This window comes from Halomonas sp. PR-M31, assembly GCF_001039575.1.
Classification (GTDB): domain Bacteria; phylum Pseudomonadota; class Gammaproteobacteria; order Pseudomonadales; family Halomonadaceae; genus Modicisalibacter.
Map to the genome: position 1 here is coordinate 1 of NZ_JIBT01000038.1, position 17046 is coordinate 17046.

Annotated in this window: 16 protein-coding genes and 1 tRNA gene; 13 read left to right on the top strand and 4 right to left on the bottom strand. The window is 57.1% G+C overall.

All coding sequences use genetic code 11. The annotated features are described in order from the left end of the window. Positions 1-117: 117 nt before the first annotated feature. Positions 118-193, bottom strand: a tRNA-Val gene (locus CH74_RS11375). 421 nt (positions 194-614) lie between these two features. On the opposite strand from CH74_RS11375, the gene ccoN reads away from it, so the two are divergent. The 10 genes from ccoN (at position 615) to CH74_RS11425 (ending at position 10160) form a co-directional block, all read left to right on the top strand. Beyond that, positions 615-2039, top strand: coding sequence for a cytochrome-c oxidase, cbb3-type subunit I (gene ccoN / locus CH74_RS11380; protein ID WP_048307599.1), 1425 nt, complete (start codon positions 615-617; stop codon positions 2037-2039). A gap of 22 nt (positions 2040-2061) precedes the next feature. Continuing rightward, positions 2062-2670, top strand: a complete 609-nt coding sequence (ccoO, locus tag CH74_RS11385; protein WP_048307601.1) for a cytochrome-c oxidase, cbb3-type subunit II — start codon at positions 2062-2064, stop codon at positions 2668-2670. Between the two features lie 3 nt (positions 2671-2673). After that, positions 2674-2889, top strand: coding sequence for a CcoQ/FixQ family Cbb3-type cytochrome c oxidase assembly chaperone (locus CH74_RS11390; RefSeq protein ID WP_048307602.1), 216 nt, complete (start codon positions 2674-2676; stop codon positions 2887-2889). Then, positions 2886-3809 (top strand): cytochrome-c oxidase, cbb3-type subunit III, encoded by a 924-nt coding sequence (gene ccoP, locus CH74_RS11395; RefSeq protein ID WP_048307604.1) that lies wholly within the window; start codon positions 2886-2888, stop codon positions 3807-3809. The genes CH74_RS11390 and ccoP overlap by 4 nt, the downstream gene beginning before the upstream one ends. A gap of 141 nt (positions 3810-3950) precedes the next feature. After that, on the top strand, positions 3951-5411 hold the full coding sequence (gene ccoG, locus CH74_RS11400) for a cytochrome c oxidase accessory protein CcoG (protein WP_082140402.1): 1461 nt from the start codon (positions 3951-3953) through the stop codon (positions 5409-5411). 3 nt (positions 5412-5414) lie between these two features. Next, entirely contained in the window at positions 5415-5924 is a 510-nt protein-coding gene (locus CH74_RS11405; RefSeq protein WP_048307605.1) for a FixH family protein, read from the top strand. Next, on the top strand, positions 5921-8422 hold the full coding sequence (locus CH74_RS11410; RefSeq protein ID WP_048307606.1) for a heavy metal translocating P-type ATPase: 2502 nt from the start codon (positions 5921-5923) through the stop codon (positions 8420-8422). The genes CH74_RS11405 and CH74_RS11410 overlap by 4 nt, the downstream gene beginning before the upstream one ends. Beyond that, positions 8419-8679, top strand: a complete 261-nt coding sequence (ccoS, locus tag CH74_RS11415) for a cbb3-type cytochrome oxidase assembly protein CcoS (RefSeq protein ID WP_048307607.1) — start codon at positions 8419-8421, stop codon at positions 8677-8679. The genes CH74_RS11410 and ccoS overlap by 4 nt, the downstream gene beginning before the upstream one ends. Continuing rightward, the gene (locus tag CH74_RS11420; protein ID WP_048307608.1) at positions 8679-9398 is read left to right on the top strand and encodes a sulfite exporter TauE/SafE family protein; all 720 of its coding nucleotides are present in this window, start codon (positions 8679-8681) and stop codon (positions 9396-9398) included. Before ccoS ends, CH74_RS11420 begins: the two co-directional genes overlap by 1 nt. 99 nt (positions 9399-9497) lie before the next feature. Beyond that, positions 9498-10160: an HAD family phosphatase gene (locus CH74_RS11425; protein WP_048307611.1), complete on the top strand. Its 663-nt coding sequence runs from the start codon at positions 9498-9500 to the stop codon at positions 10158-10160. 13 nt (positions 10161-10173) lie between these two features. On the opposite strand, the gene ttcA is transcribed toward CH74_RS11425, so the two are convergent. The 3 genes from ttcA to CH74_RS11440 all read right to left on the bottom strand — a co-directional run bounded on the left by ttcA (position 10174) and on the right by CH74_RS11440 (position 13565). Continuing rightward, positions 10174-11028, bottom strand: a complete 855-nt coding sequence (gene ttcA, locus CH74_RS11430) for a tRNA 2-thiocytidine(32) synthetase TtcA (protein WP_048307613.1) — start codon at positions 11026-11028, stop codon at positions 10174-10176. Between the two features lie 86 nt (positions 11029-11114). Then, complete coding sequence (locus CH74_RS11435; RefSeq protein ID WP_048307616.1) at positions 11115-11732, bottom strand: 3'-5' exonuclease; 618 nt, start codon at positions 11730-11732, stop codon at positions 11115-11117. A gap of 15 nt (positions 11733-11747) precedes the next feature. Beyond that, complete coding sequence (locus CH74_RS11440) at positions 11748-13565, bottom strand: DUF294 nucleotidyltransferase-like domain-containing protein (protein WP_048307619.1); 1818 nt, start codon at positions 13563-13565, stop codon at positions 11748-11750. A gap of 571 nt (positions 13566-14136) precedes the next feature. Between CH74_RS11440 and CH74_RS11445 the strand changes: the two genes are divergently transcribed. The 3 genes from CH74_RS11445 (at position 14137) to CH74_RS11455 (ending at position 17001) form a co-directional block, all read left to right on the top strand. Next, positions 14137-14397, top strand: coding sequence for a DUF4212 domain-containing protein (locus CH74_RS11445; RefSeq protein ID WP_048307620.1), 261 nt, complete (start codon positions 14137-14139; stop codon positions 14395-14397). 6 nt (positions 14398-14403) lie between these two features. After that, positions 14404-16173: a sodium:solute symporter family protein gene (locus CH74_RS11450; protein ID WP_048307622.1), complete on the top strand. Its 1770-nt coding sequence runs from the start codon at positions 14404-14406 to the stop codon at positions 16171-16173. Positions 16174-16485: 312 nt separating this feature from the next. Then, on the top strand, positions 16486-17001 hold the full coding sequence (locus CH74_RS11455) for a hypothetical protein (RefSeq protein ID WP_048307623.1): 516 nt from the start codon (positions 16486-16488) through the stop codon (positions 16999-17001). The last annotated feature ends 45 nt before the right edge of the window (positions 17002-17046 follow it).

A 17046-nucleotide genomic window follows, 5' to 3' on the forward strand; every position in this document is an offset into this window, starting at 1 on the left:
TCGAACCCGCGACCTCCGGCGTGACAGGCCGGCATTCTAACCGACTGAACTACCGGTCCCCGTAATTTCCAAACAACGTGACACCTCATCTTTCAAACGCTTCAATTCTTGAGAAGATGGTGGGTGGTACTGGGCTCGAACCAGTGACCCCCAGCTTGTAAGGCTGGTGCTCTTCCAACTGAGCTAACCACCCGTCACGTGGCGCTGCATTCTACAGTGCGACGATGGAATGTCAACGCTTTTTGCTAGCATGATCAACCTGGGTTTTCCATTTCGATTTCATCGACTTGCTTGACGAATTAAACAGACAACTCGATAAACCGCTGAGCATCAGAAGTCGACAATCTCAGCGCAAGTTATGCGGTGCGATGTCGCAGACGGTTAAAGAAATACACAAACCCTGATAGATGTTTATCGTTTACTGACATGCGCTTTCGGCATTTAGCCGGTAGAAACACGCCATAATCAAGGGTTACTCCATATTTAGGTTCCGAGACGGCTGCGCTAGACTCGGCGTCCGAAATGTTGATTTATATCATGATGTGGGCAGAAAGCCTGGGGCATACTGCGCTCCAAGAGTGCCTACCTAACAACGCGTTCGATGGGAACATAACATGAGCACAGCATTTGAACATCCGACCTACAATTACAAGGTAGTTCGGCAGTTCGCCATCATGACGGTGGTGTGGGGCATCGTGGGCATGGCCCTAGGTGTCTTCATCGCGGCACAGCTGGTCTGGCCGGAGCTTAATTTTGGCCTACCCTGGACGAGCTTTGGCCGCCTGCGCCCGCTGCATACCAATGCGGTCATTTTCGCCTTTGGTGGTTCGGCGCTGATTGCCACCTCCTACTATGTCGTACAGCGCACCTGCCAGACGCGTCTGATTTCCGACAAGCTCGCTGCCTTCACCTTCTGGGGTTGGCAACTGGTAATCGTCCTCGCCGCTATCACGCTACCCCTGGGCTACACTACGTCCAAGGAGTACGCTGAGCTCGAGTGGCCGATCGACATACTGATCACCGTGGTATGGGTCTCCTATGCCATCGTCTTCCTGGGTACCATACAGAAGCGCAAGACCTCCCATATTTATGTGGCCAACTGGTTCTATGCAGCGTTCATTCTGACCGTCGCGGTGCTGCACATCGTCAACTCCGCGGAAATCCCGGTCACGGCGATGAAATCCTACTCCGCCTATGCCGGCGCCATCGATGCCATGGCCCAATGGTGGTATGGCCATAACGCGGTTGGCTTTTTCCTCACCGCCGGTTTCCTGGGCATGATGTACTATTTCGTGCCCAAGCAGGCGGAACGTCCGGTCTACTCCTACCGTCTATCGATCGTACATTTCTGGGCACTAATCACTACCTACATGTGGGCAGGCTCACACCATCTACACTATACCGCCCTGCCCAACTGGGCCCAGTCGCTTGGCATGATCATGTCGATCATTCTGCTGGCACCCTCCTGGGGCGGCATGATCAACGGCATGATGACCCTGTCTGGCGCCTGGCATAAGCTGCGCACCGATCCGACCCTGCGTTTTCTGGTCGTGGCTCTCTCGTTCTACGGCATGTCCACCTTCGAAGGTCCGATGATGGCGGTCAAGACCGTCAATGCCCTGTCCCATTACACCGACTGGACCATCGGTCACGTACACTCCGGCGCGCTCGGCTGGGTGGCGATGATCACCATCGGCTCCATGTATCACCTGATTCCGCGCCTGTTCGGCGGCATCGAAATGTACTCGGTCAAGCTGATCGCCGTGCATTTCTGGCTGGCGACCATCGGTACCGTGCTGTACATCACCTCCATGTGGGTCAACGGCATTCTGCAAGGCCTGATGTGGCGCGCAGTCAATGCGGACGGTACCTTGATGTACACCTTCGTCGAGGCGCTCGAGGCCAGCCATCCTGGCTATGTCGTGCGCTGGATCGGCGGCTGTTTCTTCGCGTTCGGCATGCTGCTGATGGCCTACAACGTCTACATGACGTCCAAGAGCACTGCGCGGGAACACGAGCCGGTCCTGCAGACCGCTTAAATACACGGGGAACTTGATACCAATGAAACATGAGATAGTTGAAAAGAATGTTGGTCTGCTCTCCGTTCTGATCCTGGTGGTCATCAGTTTCGGTGGGCTCGCCGAGATCGTGCCGCTCTTCTTTCAGGACAAGACGACCGAACCTGTTGAAGGCCTCGAGCCACTTTCCGCCCTGGAACTCGAAGGGCGCGACATCTATATCCGTGAAGGCTGCGTCGGCTGTCATTCGCAGATGATTCGCCCCTTCCGCGCCGAGACCGAACGCTACGGGCACTACAGCGTTGCCGGTGAGTTCGTCTACGATCATCCCTTCCTCTGGGGTTCCAAGCGGACCGGACCGGATCTGGCGCGGGTAGGTGGTCGGTATAGCGACGACTGGCATCGTGCGCACCTCTACAACCCGCGGGATGTAGTGCCAGAGTCAAAGATGCCGAACTACCCTTGGCTGTTCGAAAGCACTCTGAGCGGCCAGGACACGCCAAGCAAGATGCGTGCATTGAAGAGCGTGGGCGTGCCTTATACCGACGAGCAGATTGCCGGGGCGACTCAAGAAGTCCGGGGCGAGCAGGAAATCACCGCGCTGGTGGCCTATTTGCAGCAGCTGGGTACCGTACTCAAGGACGCACGCTAAGTCATGGATATTGGAACCTTCCGCGGCATCACCACGCTATTGGTCATGATTGCCTTTCTGGGCGTGGTGTTCTGGGCCTATTCCAAGCGACGCAAGCAGGACTTTGACGAAGCGAAGAATCTACCTTTCGCCGATGAAGATGATCAGAAACCCAGTGACAATAGCTATACAAACGATCGCACAACATCCCGCCATGATGAGGGAGACAAGAATTCATGAATAACCTTTGGGGCGATACCCTTTCCAGTTTCTGGAGCCTCTGGATCATCGTCATTACGCTGGGCACCATCATATTTTGCTGGTGGATCCTGTTCGCCAATCGCAAGACCGACAAACAGCCTTCTGTCGATGGCGAAATCGAAACGACTGGGCATACCGCCGACGGTATAGACGAATACGACAACCCCTTGCCGCGCTGGTGGTTCATGCTGTTCGTGGGTACCATTATTTTCGCCGTGGCCTATCTTCTGCTGTATCCCGGTCTGGGTAATTTCCGCGGTGTACTTGGCTGGTCCCAGGAAGGCCAGTGGGATGAGGAAATCGCCTACGCCCAGGAGCAGTACGCGCCTATCTTTGCCAAATACAGCGAAGTGCCGGTGCCGGAGCTTGCTCAGGACGGCGATGCCATGCGGGTTGCCGAGCGCATCTTCCTCAACAATTGTGCCGTCTGCCATGGCTCCAATGCCAAGGGCGGTTACGGTTTTCCGAATCTGACCGATGATGCCTGGCTGTACGGCGGTGAGCCGGAAAACATCGTCACCACGCTGAACAACGGCCGTAATGGACTAATGCCCGCCTGGCAGCAGCTCGGTGACAACAATCTGGAGAACGTCACCAGCTACGTAGTGAGTCTGTCTGGCGAAGAGCATGATGCGGACAAGGCAAAACAGGGGGAAGCGATCTTCGTTTCTGCCTGCGTAGCCTGTCACGGCGCCGACGGCAAGGGTAACCAGGCAATTGGTGCTCCCAACCTGACGGACAATACCTGGCTCTATCGCCAGCCCGGACAGGAAACCCACACGGCAGTACTTGAAACATTGCGCAATGGACGTAACGGTCACATGCCTGCCCAGGCTGCCTACATAGGTGAAAACAAGGTGCACCTGGTTGCCGCCTACATTTACAGCCTATCCAATTGATACTCTTCGGGTGCGGCTGGCAGTCGCACCCAACTCTCTCTCCTGGCAATATTCGATAAGATTACCTGGCTACCGGCACCCAGCGCCCAATTATAATGACTCGCCTGAGCCAGCCCTCACCGTGACGCGACAGGTGATTCCATGACGGACAAGATTCCGCTTCGCAATGTGACCCCAAACTCTACTGTGGGCACTCATGACCCCAAGAAAAGCGTAAAGCAGGATATGTACGCTAGTCGCAAACATATTTATGTGCGCGAAATAAAAGGGCTTTTTCAGCGCGTTCGACGCAGTGCCAACTGGGTCTTGATGGCGCTTTATTTCGGCATCCCATGGCTTTACTGGGGAGATCGGCAGGCGATACTGTTCGATTTGCCCGCCCGACAATTTCATATCTTCGGGGGCACCTTCTACCCCCAGGATTTCATGCTGCTCTCTTGGCTGTTGATCATCTGCGCGTTTGGACTGTTCCTGATCACGGTGTTTGCCGGTCGCGTCTGGTGTGGTTACACCTGCCCGCAAAGCGTATGGACCTGGCTGTATATCTGGGTCGAGCACCTCACCGAAGGCACGCGCAATCGACGCATGAAGCTCGACAAGCAGCCGATGAGCAAGGAAAAGGCCGCACGCAAGAGCGCCAAGCACCTGCTCTGGCTGCTCATCGCTTTTGCCACCGGTCTGACCTTCGTCGGTTACTTCACGCCGATTCGCGGGCTAGTGGTTGATTTCGTCACGCTGTCCGTGGGGGGCTGGGCACTGTTCTGGGTGGGATTTTTCACGGTATTCACCTATCTCAACGCCGGCTGGCTGCGGGAGCAGGTCTGTATCTACATGTGCCCCTATGCGCGCTTCCAATCTGTGATGTTCGACAAGGACACGCTGATCGTCTCCTACGATGAGGCGCGAGGCGAGCCGCGCGGCGCGCGCAAGCGCAATGCCGCCCATCAGAGCGAGCGCAGCACCGCTCATCGCGAGCAGGGCCTTGGCGACTGCATCGATTGCGGGCTCTGCGTGCAGGTCTGCCCTACCGGTATCGACATTCGCGATGGCCTACAGTACGAATGCATTACCTGTGCCGCCTGCATCGATGCCTGCGACAGCGTGATGGACAAGATGAACTATCCGCGCGGGTTGATTCGCTATACCACCGAGCATGCGCTCAAAGGCGGCAAGACCCATGTTCTACGGCCGCGCCTGATCGGTTATTTTGTGGCACTCGTGATAATGATCGGCTTGTTCGTGTGGACCGTCAGCGATCGCCTGCCGCTGGATGTGGATATCGAGCGCGATCGTAACCAGCTTTACAGCATGACCCAGGAAGGGGATATCACCAATTCCTATACGTTGACGATCCGCAATCTGGATGACAAGGCGCATCGCTACGTGATTACACCCACCGGTCTGGACGGCATTGCGCTGCTGGGCAACGACAGCATCACCATCGACGCCGGACGCAGCACTACCTTCCCGATACAGCTTGCGGTTCCCGCCGAGGCCCTCGATGCGCCCAGCAAGGCCATCGTCATCAACGTCGAGGCCGAGCAGGATCCGGATATCACACTGGCTAAGGAAGCGCGTTTCCTTGGCCAGTCACGGAGATGATTCATGACGACACAGATACGCCCCTGGTACAAAGAATTCTGGGCCTGGTTTCTGTTGGGAATACTAGGGTTGGCGGTGGTCATGGGCACCACCTTCCTGGTGTTCTCGATCACGAGCTTCGATGGCATGGTAGTCGACGACTACTACAAGGAAGGATTGGCCATTAACAAGACCCTGGAGCAAGATCAACGTGCCGCTGAGCTGGGCATGGCGGCAAACCTGCGCATCGACGATCTGAGCGGCGATGTCGTGATCGATCTACAGGGCGAGGCGCGCCCCGAAAAGCTGCAGCTCGACCTGATCTTTCCCTCCCAGGATGGTCGCGACCAGCGCGTGATCCTCGATCGAGTCAGCGACGGCCATTATGTCGGCCAATTGTCTCGCGCCTTGCAATACCGCTGGTATGTGCAACTGCATGCACAGACCGTCGAGCCGGAGTGGCGTCTGCTGGGTGAGATCGAATTGCCCCAGAAGGAAGCACTGATCTTGCGCGCCAATACCGGCGGGGCATGAATACACTGGCGACGTCCGTCGATAGTGAAGCGCTCTGCTACCACTGCGGCTCCCCGGTGCCTCGCAAAGCGCCTTGGCATATCGTTCTAGAGGATGAGCGTCATCCACTATGCTGCCCGGGCTGCGAGGCGGTGGCTCACGCCATTGTCGATGGCGGTCTTGAAAGCTACTATCGCTTTCGTACCGAACTACCCGAGCGCCCGGACGATCGTCAGATCCAGCGCGCCGATACCTGGGCCGTCTTTGACGATCCGGAGCTGCAGCGCCAGTTCGTTCATCCGGCGGAAGACGATCGGCGCCAGATCACCCTGGCAGTGGACGGCATTACCTGCGCCGCTTGCGCCTGGCTGATCGAGCACCATCTCAACGCCCTAGACGGCCTGCATTCAAGTGCCGTCAACCTGAGTCATCATCGGCTACATCTGGTGTGGGACCCGGCACAACTGAAGCTATCGCGCATTCTGGCGGAGCTTGCGGGCATCGGTTATTCATCTCAGCCTTATGAGCCGGATATTGCCCAACAGAAGCTGCAACGCGAAGAGCGCCAGTCCATTCGTCGCCTGATCGTTGCCGCGGTGGCGATGATGCAGGTCATGATGTTTTCGATTCCTCTTTATGTCTCGGGGCCGGAGGACATTAGCAGGGATTTCTTTTTGCTGTTCCACTGGCTTTCACTGGCCTTGACCACGCCGGTGGTTGCGTATTCCGCCCTGCCTTTTCTCAAGAATGCCCTGCGGGATCTGCGTACACGTCATCTGGGTATGGACGTTCCCGTGTCCATCGCCATTCTCGGCGCTTATCTTGCCAGCGCCTATGCGGTACTGACAGGTAGCGACGATGTGCATGGCACCCCGGTCTATTTCGACTCGGTGACCATGTTCACCTTCTTTTTACTTTTCAGCCGCTATATCGAGATGCGCGCCCGCAGGCGCAATGGCCACAGCGGCAATGCCTTGTCCGGCGTGCTGCCGGCAAGCGCCGTCCGGCTTGAGCCGGACGGCAGCGAGCGAGTCTTGCCCGCCAATCAATTGCAGCCAGGTGATCGAATACGGGTGCGCCCTGGCCACGGCGTGCCCGCGGATGGCGTCATCGTTGCGGGTCATTCGAGTCTCGATGAGTCGATGCTGACCGGCGAAACCCTGCCAGTGAGTCGTCGGGTCGGCGAAAGCGTTACCGGCGGTAGCATCAACGTCGAAAGCCCACTCGAAATCGACGTCACCCACAGCGGCCGCGATGCTCGAGCCGCCGGCATTCTGGAGCTCAGTGATCGGGCGTTCGCCAGCCGCCCCAAGATTGCCGAGCAGGCCTCCCACATGGCGCATCATTTTGTGTCGAGCCTGCTGTTCGTCAGTCTTGCGGTAGCCATCGCCTGGAGTTTCATTGATCCGTCCCGGGTACTATGGGTCACGCTGTCGGTGCTGGTGGTGACCTGTCCCTGTGCCCTGGCCTTGGCAACGCCCACAGCACTGACCGCCAGCCACGGCCAGCTGCGCCGCCGGGGTGTGCTGGTGACTCGCGCCAATGCCATCGAAGGGCTGGCCCAGGCGACAAGAGTCGTGTTCGATAAGACCGGCACCCTCACCGAGGGCCGGATACGCCTAAGAAGTATCCAGCCCCTAGCCAGCGATTTGGACAGCGAACAGGCGCGAACCCTGGCGGCAGCCTTGGAGGCCCATTCCGAACATCCCATTGCCCAGGCGTTTCGTGACCAAAACCCTTCGCACGTCACCGCCAGTGAGGTGCGCAATGTGCCAGGACAAGGGCTGGAAGGCCTCATCCAGGGGCAGCGCTTCCGATTGGGGCGTCCGGATTTCGCGATGAAGGCACCGCCCCGGTCGCCCGATCAGCAGGGCCAATGGCTGCTGCTCGCCATGATTGATGCCCGCTCTGATGACTCCATCAGTACGCCGCTAGCTTGGTTTCGTCTTGATGACACTCTACGCGACGACGCCCATTCGGCCGTTACCGGGCTTCGTGACCTGGGGTTGGAGGTGGAGCTTTTGTCCGGCGACGTCAGCAATGTCGTCGGTAGACTTGCCCATGAGCTTGGTATTACAGCCTGGCAGGCCGGTGCCACGCCGGAAACTAAACTCGAACACGTTCGGGCTCTGCAGGCCCGTGGTGAGCGGGTCATCATGGTTGGCGACGGCATCAACGATGTACCGGTGCTGGCGGCCGCTGACGTGTCCGTGGCCATGAACGGTGCGACGGATCTGGCCCGCACCAGCGCCGATGCGCTGTTGATGAGCCCGCGGCTGGGGCGTATCGTCGACGCGGTGCAGCTGGCGCGCCGGACCCAGCAGTTGATTCGTCAGAACCTGCTCTGGGCGCTTTGCTACAATTTCTGCGCATTACCCCTGGCGGCATTGGGTCTGGTACCGCCCTGGGTGGCAGCGCTGGGCATGTCCGCCAGCTCACTGGTCGTGGTAGGCAATGCGTTGCGACTCAATCGGATCAAAACCATTCCTCGCTCTTCGCCAATGGCAGCAACGTCATGAGCATTCTCTATCTGCTGATTCCCATTTCCTTGCTGCTGCTGTCGCTCGCGGTGTGGGCGTTTTTCTGGGCCGTCAAGCACGATCAGTTCGACGACCTGGAAGGGCCGGCCTATCGCATTCTTTTCGACGAGGACGAAAACGATCTGACGGCGGAACAGCGCCAGCGCAAACGAGCTCATCGTAAGCCGCGCATTGATGACGACACGCCAGCATCAGAAGAGCATCATTCAGGCGACCCGGACAAGAACCCTCACTGATGGATCCTACCGGCCTCGATCTACCGCCTCTGGCAGCGGCCTTCATCTTCGGCCTTCTGGGTGGCGCTCACTGTATCGGCATGTGCGGCGGCATCATGAGCGCCTTGACCTTTGCGGTGCCCCCCAGCATGCGCAGTACCGCACGCCTGAGCGGGTTGCTACTGGGCTACAATCTGGGGCGCATTGTCAGTTACATGGTGGCAGGCGCCTTGGTAGCGAGTCTGGGTACACTGCTTGGCAGTGCCAGCAATAGCCTGCGACTCATGCTACAGGTACTGGCCGCCGTGATGATGATTCTGATGGCCCTGTATCTGGCCAACTGGTGGCGAGGGCTGACCCGAATCGAGGCCTTGGGGCGCCATCTATGGCGTCATCTCGAACCGGTCGGCCGGCGTTTGATGCCGGTAGTCAAGGTTCCTCAGGCCGTGGCACTGGGGGCGGTATGGGGCTGGCTGCCCTGCGGGCTGGTCTATTCGATGCTGACCTGGAGCCTGGCAGGGGGCGATCCCGGTCACGGCGCGGCACTGATGGGCGCTTTTGGCCTGGGCACTCTACCGGCGCTGCTGGTTACCGGCGTGGCAGCCCGGCAGATGACTCATCTGATTCGCCACCCGGCCACCCGCACCGTCGCCGCGCTTGTGATCATCGCCTTTGCTCTGTGGCAACTCTGGGGGCTCTTCATGCCGATGGAGAGCATGAGTCACAGCGTGAATCACTGACGAGCTTTTTTACCGCGAAAAGGCGTTCTGGACTATCTTGGACAATCAGCGTGTCTGTACAGGACGCTCAGGAACTCTGTTTTTGATAAAGGAATATTCATGCTTTCTGCGCTGCTTTTTGATCTGAATGGCACCTTGTGCGATACCCACAACCTGGCCCGGGCCACCTGGCTCGAAGCGCTGCGCCCCTATGGCATCGATGTAGATTTTCAATTCTACCAGGAGCATATTCGCGGCAAACCGCAGGACGAGGTGCTGGCCAATCTGGTGCCCAAGCTCGACGAGCATGAACGCAACAGGCTACTGGCAGTTCGGCTAAAGCGTTACAAGGTGCGGGTTGCGGATATGGGCTGCTTCCCGGGCCTCCTGCGTTTTCTCGATATCGCCCGACTACGCGGCTGTGATCTGGCACTGGGCTCCGATCCGCCCTGGGAAAGCGCTCGGTTGTCACTGAAGTCACTGGGGCTTGCAGATACCTTCGACCCCATGGTGTTTGCGGACGACGCCGGTGGGGCGAAGCCCGAGCCCTACATCCATCAGCGCCTTCTGGAAAAGCTCAAGATTGGACCTGAAAACGCATTGGCCTTCGAGGATTCACCCAAGGGGGTCAAGGCAGCCGTCGGTGCGAAGGTCCATACCGTGGCGCTGGCAACCACTCACCATCCGAAAGAGCTTCGCGACGCGGGCGCAATGGCCGTCATCGCGGATTTCAACGATCCCTTGCTCTACGAGCTTTTCTACGACCCAGAGCGGTTTCACTAATAGCAAGACGATCTCAAAGTTTTCGCGTAAGGAGATCAAACGTCTCGATACGATTGGCATTCAGGGTCTCGCGTTTGGCTTCAAGACCCTGGAAGTCGAACAGATCGCGATCCGCAAGCTGGGACGGGGCAACGTTGGTTACCGCCTTGAACATGGTTTCGAGCCGACCCGGATGCGTCTTTTCCCATTCGCCAAGCATCTCCTTGACCACCTGTCGCTGCAGGTTGGGCTGAGAGCCACACAGATTGCAGGGAATGATGGGGAACTCCATCAGGCGGGCAAACTCGGCGATGTCCGCCTCCCGGCAATAGGCCAAGGGGCGAATGACGATGTTCCTGCCGTCATCGGAGAGCAGCTTGGGGGGCATGGCCTTGAGGGTGCCACCGTAGAACATATTGAGGAACAGCGTCTCGAGGATGTCTTCGCGATGATGCCCAAGAGCGACTTTAGTTGCGCCAATCTCTTCGGCGAAACCGTAAAGAGAGCCGCGCCGAAGGCGCGAACACAGGGCGCAGGTGGTCTTGCCTTCCGGGGTCTTCTCCTTGACCACAGAATAGGTGTCCCGCTCCAGGATATGGTAGGACACTCCCAGACCATCGAGATAGTGCGGTAGCACATGCTCGGGGAACCCTGGCTGTTTCTGATCCAGATTGACCGCCACGAGCTCGAAATCGATAGGGGCATTACGCTGCAGGTTGCGCAGGATCTCGAGCAGGGTATAGGAGTCCTTGCCGCCAGAGAGGCAGACCATGACCTTGTCCCCCTCTTCGATCATGGCGTAATCGACAATGGCATTGCCGACCTGACGACGCAGACGTTTCTGAAGCTTGTTGAACTCGTATTTGGGTTTGCCGATGAGCGCTGACATGGGAAGGCACTAGATGATGAATTCAAGGGCGCTCATGCTACCACTGCCCTGGTTGACATGCGACGTCGCGCAGTTTCAAACAACGCCTAGCACGCCTGGCCCGCATCCTTTCTCAATCGTACATACATCAGCGCCGTGGTCACCGCATCGCCCAGAGCCGTATGCCGCCCCATCACTGGAACGCCCAACGCCTTGGCCACGGTTTCAAAACGCAGATCGGGTTCCATATCCGGATTCGTTCTGCGTACCTGACGCCGATAGAGATGGAGCATGTCAAGACAGGCGTTAGGCAGATCGAAACCGAAGTTCGGTCTCAAATGGCGGTTGAGCACTGCCAGATCGTAGTCGATGCACCAGCCGAGCAGCGGACGATTGCCGATGAAATCGAGCAGTTTTTCCAGCGCTTCCGTCAACGTGTCACCGCCGTCGAGATCGATGCCACGCAAGCCATGAATCTTGATTGAATCGCCACTCAAACTTTCTGGGCACTGCAGGCGCAAATCCAGGGAATCGCTGGTCAGCACCCGCCCGGCCTTGACACGCACCGCCGCCACCGATACCAACTCCGCCGTCTTCGTATCGAGCCCGGTGGTTTCACAATCGATAGACACTACCTCATCGCCGGTATAAGGATTGAACAGCCAACCGTAGTGGCCATCCGCCTGACGTCTGCGATCGGTCACCCGGCGCAAGGCTCGAAGCATCAAGATACGTTCCTTTTAGTATTCCAGATGGAAGCGATAGGACAATCGCTGCTTAAAGCTCTTGACGATACCCAGCGCCTCCCGCAGCAGATCGCGTTCCAGAGAGGAAAGCGTCTGCACCACCACATGATTGGGCTCTTGGCTGTTCTGCCTTCCATCAAGGCGTGCCAACTGTTGCTTGAGGCGTAGCTCGGAAAACAGGGAAAGCGCCTCACCCAAATCGTCGGCGAAACTCTTTTCCAGGCGGCCCTCTTCCACCAATGCCTTCAGCCTTGCGAGAGTCGAGGTCGGCAGGATTCGTTTTTCCAGGGCCAAAGTACGTACGCCGTGCACGATGGGAAAAATGCCGCCCTTCTTGATGTCGATACCGTGTTCAGGTTTCTTGAGCGTGCCGAACAGGGTCAGCGGCGTGGAAAAGCTCAAGGCGGCGCGAGCAAAATAGGAGAGCAGCAGCTCGTCTCGGGAGCAGTGCTCGAAAAGATGCTGACGCAATCTCTCGAGAAGCGTCGCATTCCCTGCCACCGCATGAGCATCCAGCATAATCGCAAGATTCATCAAGGAGGCACCGTCACGCTTGACGATCCAATGAGAGATCGTGTCACGCCATCCGGACTCGCTCTTCACCCATTCGGGATTCGATACCATGATGTTGCCCGGGCAGGGCGGATACCCCAACGTGAGCAGCGTATCCGTGAGTCGCTGCATGTCCGAAGCGCATTCGGGCCAGCCGGAATCGTCAGCAAGAATCAGGGCATTGTCCTGATCGGTCTTGAGTATCTGCTCGCCGCGCCCTTCACTCCCCATGACCAGCAGGCAGCTTTGGCTTTGGTGTTCCGGCGCCACGATGAAACCAAACGCCTTGTTGACGATGCGTCCGTTGAGGGCGGACAGCAGATCCATGACAAATTCCAGTTTCACGCCCTGAGCCATCAACGCCTGGACGAGTTCCGGCATGCGCGCGCTGGCTGTCGCAAGCGCTTCGAGATCGTCCGCCTGCTCCACCTCCAGACTGACCATATAGGAGCGGCTGGAGAAATAGCTGAGCACATCGGTCAGCTCGACGACACCTGCTGGCCGTTCCTTCTCCAGTACGACCACCCGGGAGACCTTGTGGCGGGTCATGCTCACCAGGGCCTGAAACAGATAGTCATCGGGCTGAGCCGAAACCAGTGTGAAATGGGCAATGTCCACCACCGGGCTGCTCTTGTCGCGCTTATCCAGCACTAGGGCGTTGAGCAGATCCGTCTTGGTGATCATGCCAAAGCGTTCCCCTGCCTGGATCAACATGCTGTCCGCATGACTATCGTCGAGGGCCGCTGCGGCCTGAGCTATGGTCGTCGCCTCGTCTAGGATGAGCGGAGGGCGCATGCACTCGGCGATACGCGCCAACATGAACCCCGCCATGGTCATGCCGCCTTCGCTGCGCTGTTCGATCAACAAACGCGTCTTGTTAGCCAGACTCTGGCGGAAAAACTCGGCAAAGGCAGGGGAATTCTGACAGAGCTGCTCGAAGAGCGACTTGGGCAGCAGATAGCACAGCGTTTCCTGCTCTGCCTTGAAGCGGTAACGGCTCTTGCCATTGATGATGCTGATTGCGCCGAACAAATCACCGGCTGAGTAATGTCCGATGCGACCCTGGTCACCCGGCATGGTGTTATCCAGCTCCGCGACTTCGCCCTTGTGGATGATAAAGACGAACTCACCGGTCTGGCCGGCCTCGAGGATGATTTCCTGATTGTCGAAATAGCCTAGATCGACTCCTTTGACAATCCGCGCCTTGTTGGACTCGTCGAGCAACGAGAAAGGCGGTTGTGAAAGATCAATGTCGACCATCGTGCGCTCCCCCTGCACCTCTTTCGATATTGGCTCAGCGCATGCAGCCAATCCTATACCTATCCAATTCAATCATCAGTGACAGAGACATTTGAATGACATGTCATGACTATCGACATCGATAATGCGCAAGCAAGAATAGCAACACTATTATTTTAAAAAAAAGCCAGACCATCGTTCTATACTTCTGAACCTAGACTATTGTCCCATGCACTACTGCCTAGACCATCGTCCTATGTGCTGCCTTTCGACAGTAAGCCAACCTGCTTGAAAACAAAATAACTTATTGTATTTTAATGATTTTTCAATATTGATATTAAATCTTTTTTTGCACCTAGTACCAAAGTATAGGATTTTATTTTCTGCAATTGTTGCCCACTATTAGCCTCGAGTCACGGCATGTAACAACGTGTCGATGAAACATCTTGATTTGATAGAGACAACGATCAGTAACGCGAGACCGCAGGGCTTTTCTTATCGATAATGGTTGTCATGGGATGACGATCAACCTGTTGGAACTGATGGTTTCTCGATGCAACCTCCTTAATTAAAACAAGCGGAGAGCAATAATATGGCAGATGATAAAACCAATGCTGCTGCCTACTGGGCGGCGAACGTTCGTCTGATTGCTGGCTGCCTGATTGTCTGGGCACTGGTGTCTTATGGCTTCGCCATTCTGCTACGCCCTTTACTGTCCGGCATTCCTGTCGGCGGAACGGACCTGGGATTCTGGTTTGCTCAGCAGGGCTCCATCCTGACCTTTATCGGCATCATTTTCTTCTACGCATGGAAAATGAATCGGCTCGATAAAAAGTTCGGACTCGAGGAGTAAACCCGCATGAGTCAATTCGCTATCAACGTCCTGTTCGTGGGCGCATCCTTTGCTCTCTATATCGGTATCGCCATCTGGGCCAAGGCTGGCTCGACGAAAGACTTCTACGTAGCCGGTGGCGGCGTGCACCCCATTACCAACGGCATGGCCATCGGCGCCGACTGGATGTCCGCCGCCTCTTTCATTTCCATGGCCGGCCTGATTGCCTCCGGTGGCTATGCCAACTCTACTTTCCTGATGGGCTGGACCGGCGGCTATGTCCTGCTGGCCACGCTATTGGCGCCTTACCTGCGCAAGTTCGGTAAGTTCACGGTACCGGAGTTCATCGGCGATCGCTTCTACAGCAGGACTGCGCGTCTGGTTGCGGTGGTCTGCCTCATCGTCGCCTCCCTGACCTATGTCATCGGCCAGATGGCCGGCGCCGGCGTGGCCTTCTCCCGCTTCCTTGAAGTCGACGCCACCATGGGTCTGATCATTGCAGCGGTAGTAATATTCTTCTACTCCGTACTCGGAGGCATGAAGGGCATCACCTATACCCAGGTCGCTCAGTATGTAGTGCTGATCACCGCCTACACCATTCCGGCAGTGTTCATTTCCCTCGAGCTGACAGGAAACCCCCTACCGCCACTAGGCCTTTTCTCGGAGCATACCGACTCTGGCATGCCACTGCTGGCCAAGCTCAACGAAGTCATCACCGACCTCGGCTTCAATGAATACACGGCGGACGTGGACAACAAGCTGAACATGGTGCTGTTCACCCTCACGCTGATGATCGGTACCGCAGGTCTGCCTCACGTCATCATTCGCTTCTTCACCGTGCCGAAGGTTGCTGACGCTCGCTGGTCCGCAGGCTGGGCCCTGGTCTTCATCGCCTTGCTTTATCTGACCGCGCCGGCGGTGGCGTCCATGGCACGCCTGAATCTGGTGAATACCATCTATCCGGATGGCCCCAGCGCCCAGGCCATTCAGTACGAGGAGCGTCCGAACTGGGTCAAGGAGTGGGAAGTCACAGGTTTGATTCAGTTTGATGACAAGAACAACGACGGGCGTATTCAGCTGTATAACTCGGATTCGGAAGCCTTTGCTTCTACTGCCGAATCACGAGGCTGGGAGGGCAACGAACTGGAAGTCAATCAGGACATTCTGGTACTGGCCAACCCGGAGATCGCCAATCTGCCTGGCTGGGTCATTGGCCTGATCGCGGCAGGGGGGCTGGCAGCCGCGCTGTCGACCGCCGCCGGTCTGCTACTGGCCATCTCGTCTGCCATCAGTCACGATCTGATCAAGGGCTCGATCAACCCCAGGATCACCGAGAAAGGCGAACTCCTGGCAGCGCGAATCTCCATGTCCGTGGCCATCGTTGTCGCCACCTACCTGGGTGCCAATCCGCCAGGCTTCGCGGCTCAGGTGGTGGCACTGGCCTTCGGTATCGCTGCCGCATCCCTGTTCCCGGCACTGATGATGGGGATCTTCTCCAAACGGGTGAATAACGTAGGCGCGATTACCGGCATGCTGACAGGCCTGGTATTCACTCTGGTCTATATCTTCATCTACAAGGGCTGGTTCTTCATCCCTGGTACCAATAACCTGGCGGACATTCCGGCGAACTATGTGCTGGGCATCTCGCCGCTATCCATCGGTGCCATCGGGGCGATTATCAACTTCGCCGTGGCCTTCAGCGTATCCAAGGCTACCGCGCCACCGCCTCAGGAGATCCAGGATCTGGTGGAGAGCGTGCGCTATCCGAAAGGCGCTGGTATCGCCGTTGATCACTAGGCTTCGTCTGAAAAGTCAGCGAGCGAAGTCTAGGCAAGGCAAAAATTGGCGACTAATCGGCAGGATTGCCGATTTGGGCAGCTCCGCTGCTCGAAGAGCGAGCAACATGGATGTTGCGAGTCCAAGAGCGGAGTTTACGCGGTGTAAATGAGCATCTTGAGCCAATTTTTAACGCCGCATGGACGAGCGCAGGTACTTTCCGGACAAAGCCTAAGCCATAATGGCGCCCTGATGCAGCCCCGCTGCCATCGGTAAATCACTACCAATCGGGCTTCCCTCGGGAAGCCCGACTGCTGTGGAGACGTTCGATTCATGATATGGCATTTGATTGCGGCGGCCTTCGCCGGCTTGGGAGCGGCAGGCATCGGACTGTTGCTACGGTTCGCCAGCGGCAAGCGGGCGCCACGCTGGGTGGTACCGGTCTTTGCAGGCCTGGGTATGCTGGCCTATCAGATCAATTACGAATACGCCTGGTTCGAGGATAAACAAGCGCGGCTGCCCGAAACGGCAACGGTCGTGTCCACCAATAAGGCGCAGATGCTCTGGCGCCCCTGGACCTACCTGGTGCCCTTGACCACCGCCTTCGACGTCGTCGATCAGGACAGTCTGGCAAGGTCGCAGGTCAATGGAGAACCGTTGGTCAAGTTCATCCTGTATCAGTTTGAAAAAAGCTATCAGGACCTGGTGACACCTCAGGCATATCTGATCAACTGCGCCACTCGGGATAAATTGCCGTTGGTAGGCGAAAGTCGTCAACCCGATCTATCCGGGTTACAACGCATCGATCCTTCGACATCCTTGTTCAAAACAGTCTGCTCAGATACATAACATCTCCTTCTGCATTGCCCTAGAATGAGCGCAGAAAAAAGGGGG

Bases quoted from the DNA above. Each gene is read 5' to 3' on its own strand.
- ccoN (WP_048307599.1), top strand. From the start codon at position 615: ATGAGCACAGCATTTGAACATCCGACCTACAATTACAAGGTAGTTCGG.
- CH74_RS11450 (WP_048307622.1), top strand. From the start codon at position 14,404: ATGAGTCAATTCGCTATCAACGTCCTGTTCGTGGGCGCATCCTTTGCT.
- CH74_RS11445 (WP_048307620.1), top strand. From the start codon at position 14,137: ATGGCAGATGATAAAACCAATGCTGCTGCCTACTGGGCGGCGAACGTT.
- ccoO (WP_048307601.1), top strand. From the start codon at position 2,062: ATGAAACATGAGATAGTTGAAAAGAATGTTGGTCTGCTCTCCGTTCTG.
- CH74_RS11405 (WP_048307605.1), top strand. From the start codon at position 5,415: ATGACGACACAGATACGCCCCTGGTACAAAGAATTCTGGGCCTGGTTT.
- ccoS (WP_048307607.1), top strand. From the start codon at position 8,419: ATGAGCATTCTCTATCTGCTGATTCCCATTTCCTTGCTGCTGCTGTCG.
- ccoP (WP_048307604.1), top strand. From the start codon at position 2,886: ATGAATAACCTTTGGGGCGATACCCTTTCCAGTTTCTGGAGCCTCTGG.
- ttcA (WP_048307613.1), bottom strand. From the start codon at position 11,028: ATGTCAGCGCTCATCGGCAAACCCAAATACGAGTTCAACAAGCTTCAG.
- CH74_RS11425 (WP_048307611.1), top strand. From the start codon at position 9,498: ATGCTTTCTGCGCTGCTTTTTGATCTGAATGGCACCTTGTGCGATACC.
- CH74_RS11440 (WP_048307619.1), bottom strand. From the start codon at position 13,565: ATGGTCGACATTGATCTTTCACAACCGCCTTTCTCGTTGCTCGACGAG.
- CH74_RS11410 (WP_048307606.1), top strand. From the start codon at position 5,921: ATGAATACACTGGCGACGTCCGTCGATAGTGAAGCGCTCTGCTACCAC.
- CH74_RS11390 (WP_048307602.1), top strand. From the start codon at position 2,674: ATGGATATTGGAACCTTCCGCGGCATCACCACGCTATTGGTCATGATT.
- CH74_RS11455 (WP_048307623.1), top strand. From the start codon at position 16,486: ATGATATGGCATTTGATTGCGGCGGCCTTCGCCGGCTTGGGAGCGGCA.
- ccoG (WP_082140402.1), top strand. From the start codon at position 3,951: ATGACGGACAAGATTCCGCTTCGCAATGTGACCCCAAACTCTACTGTG.
- CH74_RS11435 (WP_048307616.1), bottom strand. From the start codon at position 11,732: ATGCTTCGAGCCTTGCGCCGGGTGACCGATCGCAGACGTCAGGCGGAT.
- CH74_RS11420 (WP_048307608.1), top strand. From the start codon at position 8,679: ATGGATCCTACCGGCCTCGATCTACCGCCTCTGGCAGCGGCCTTCATC.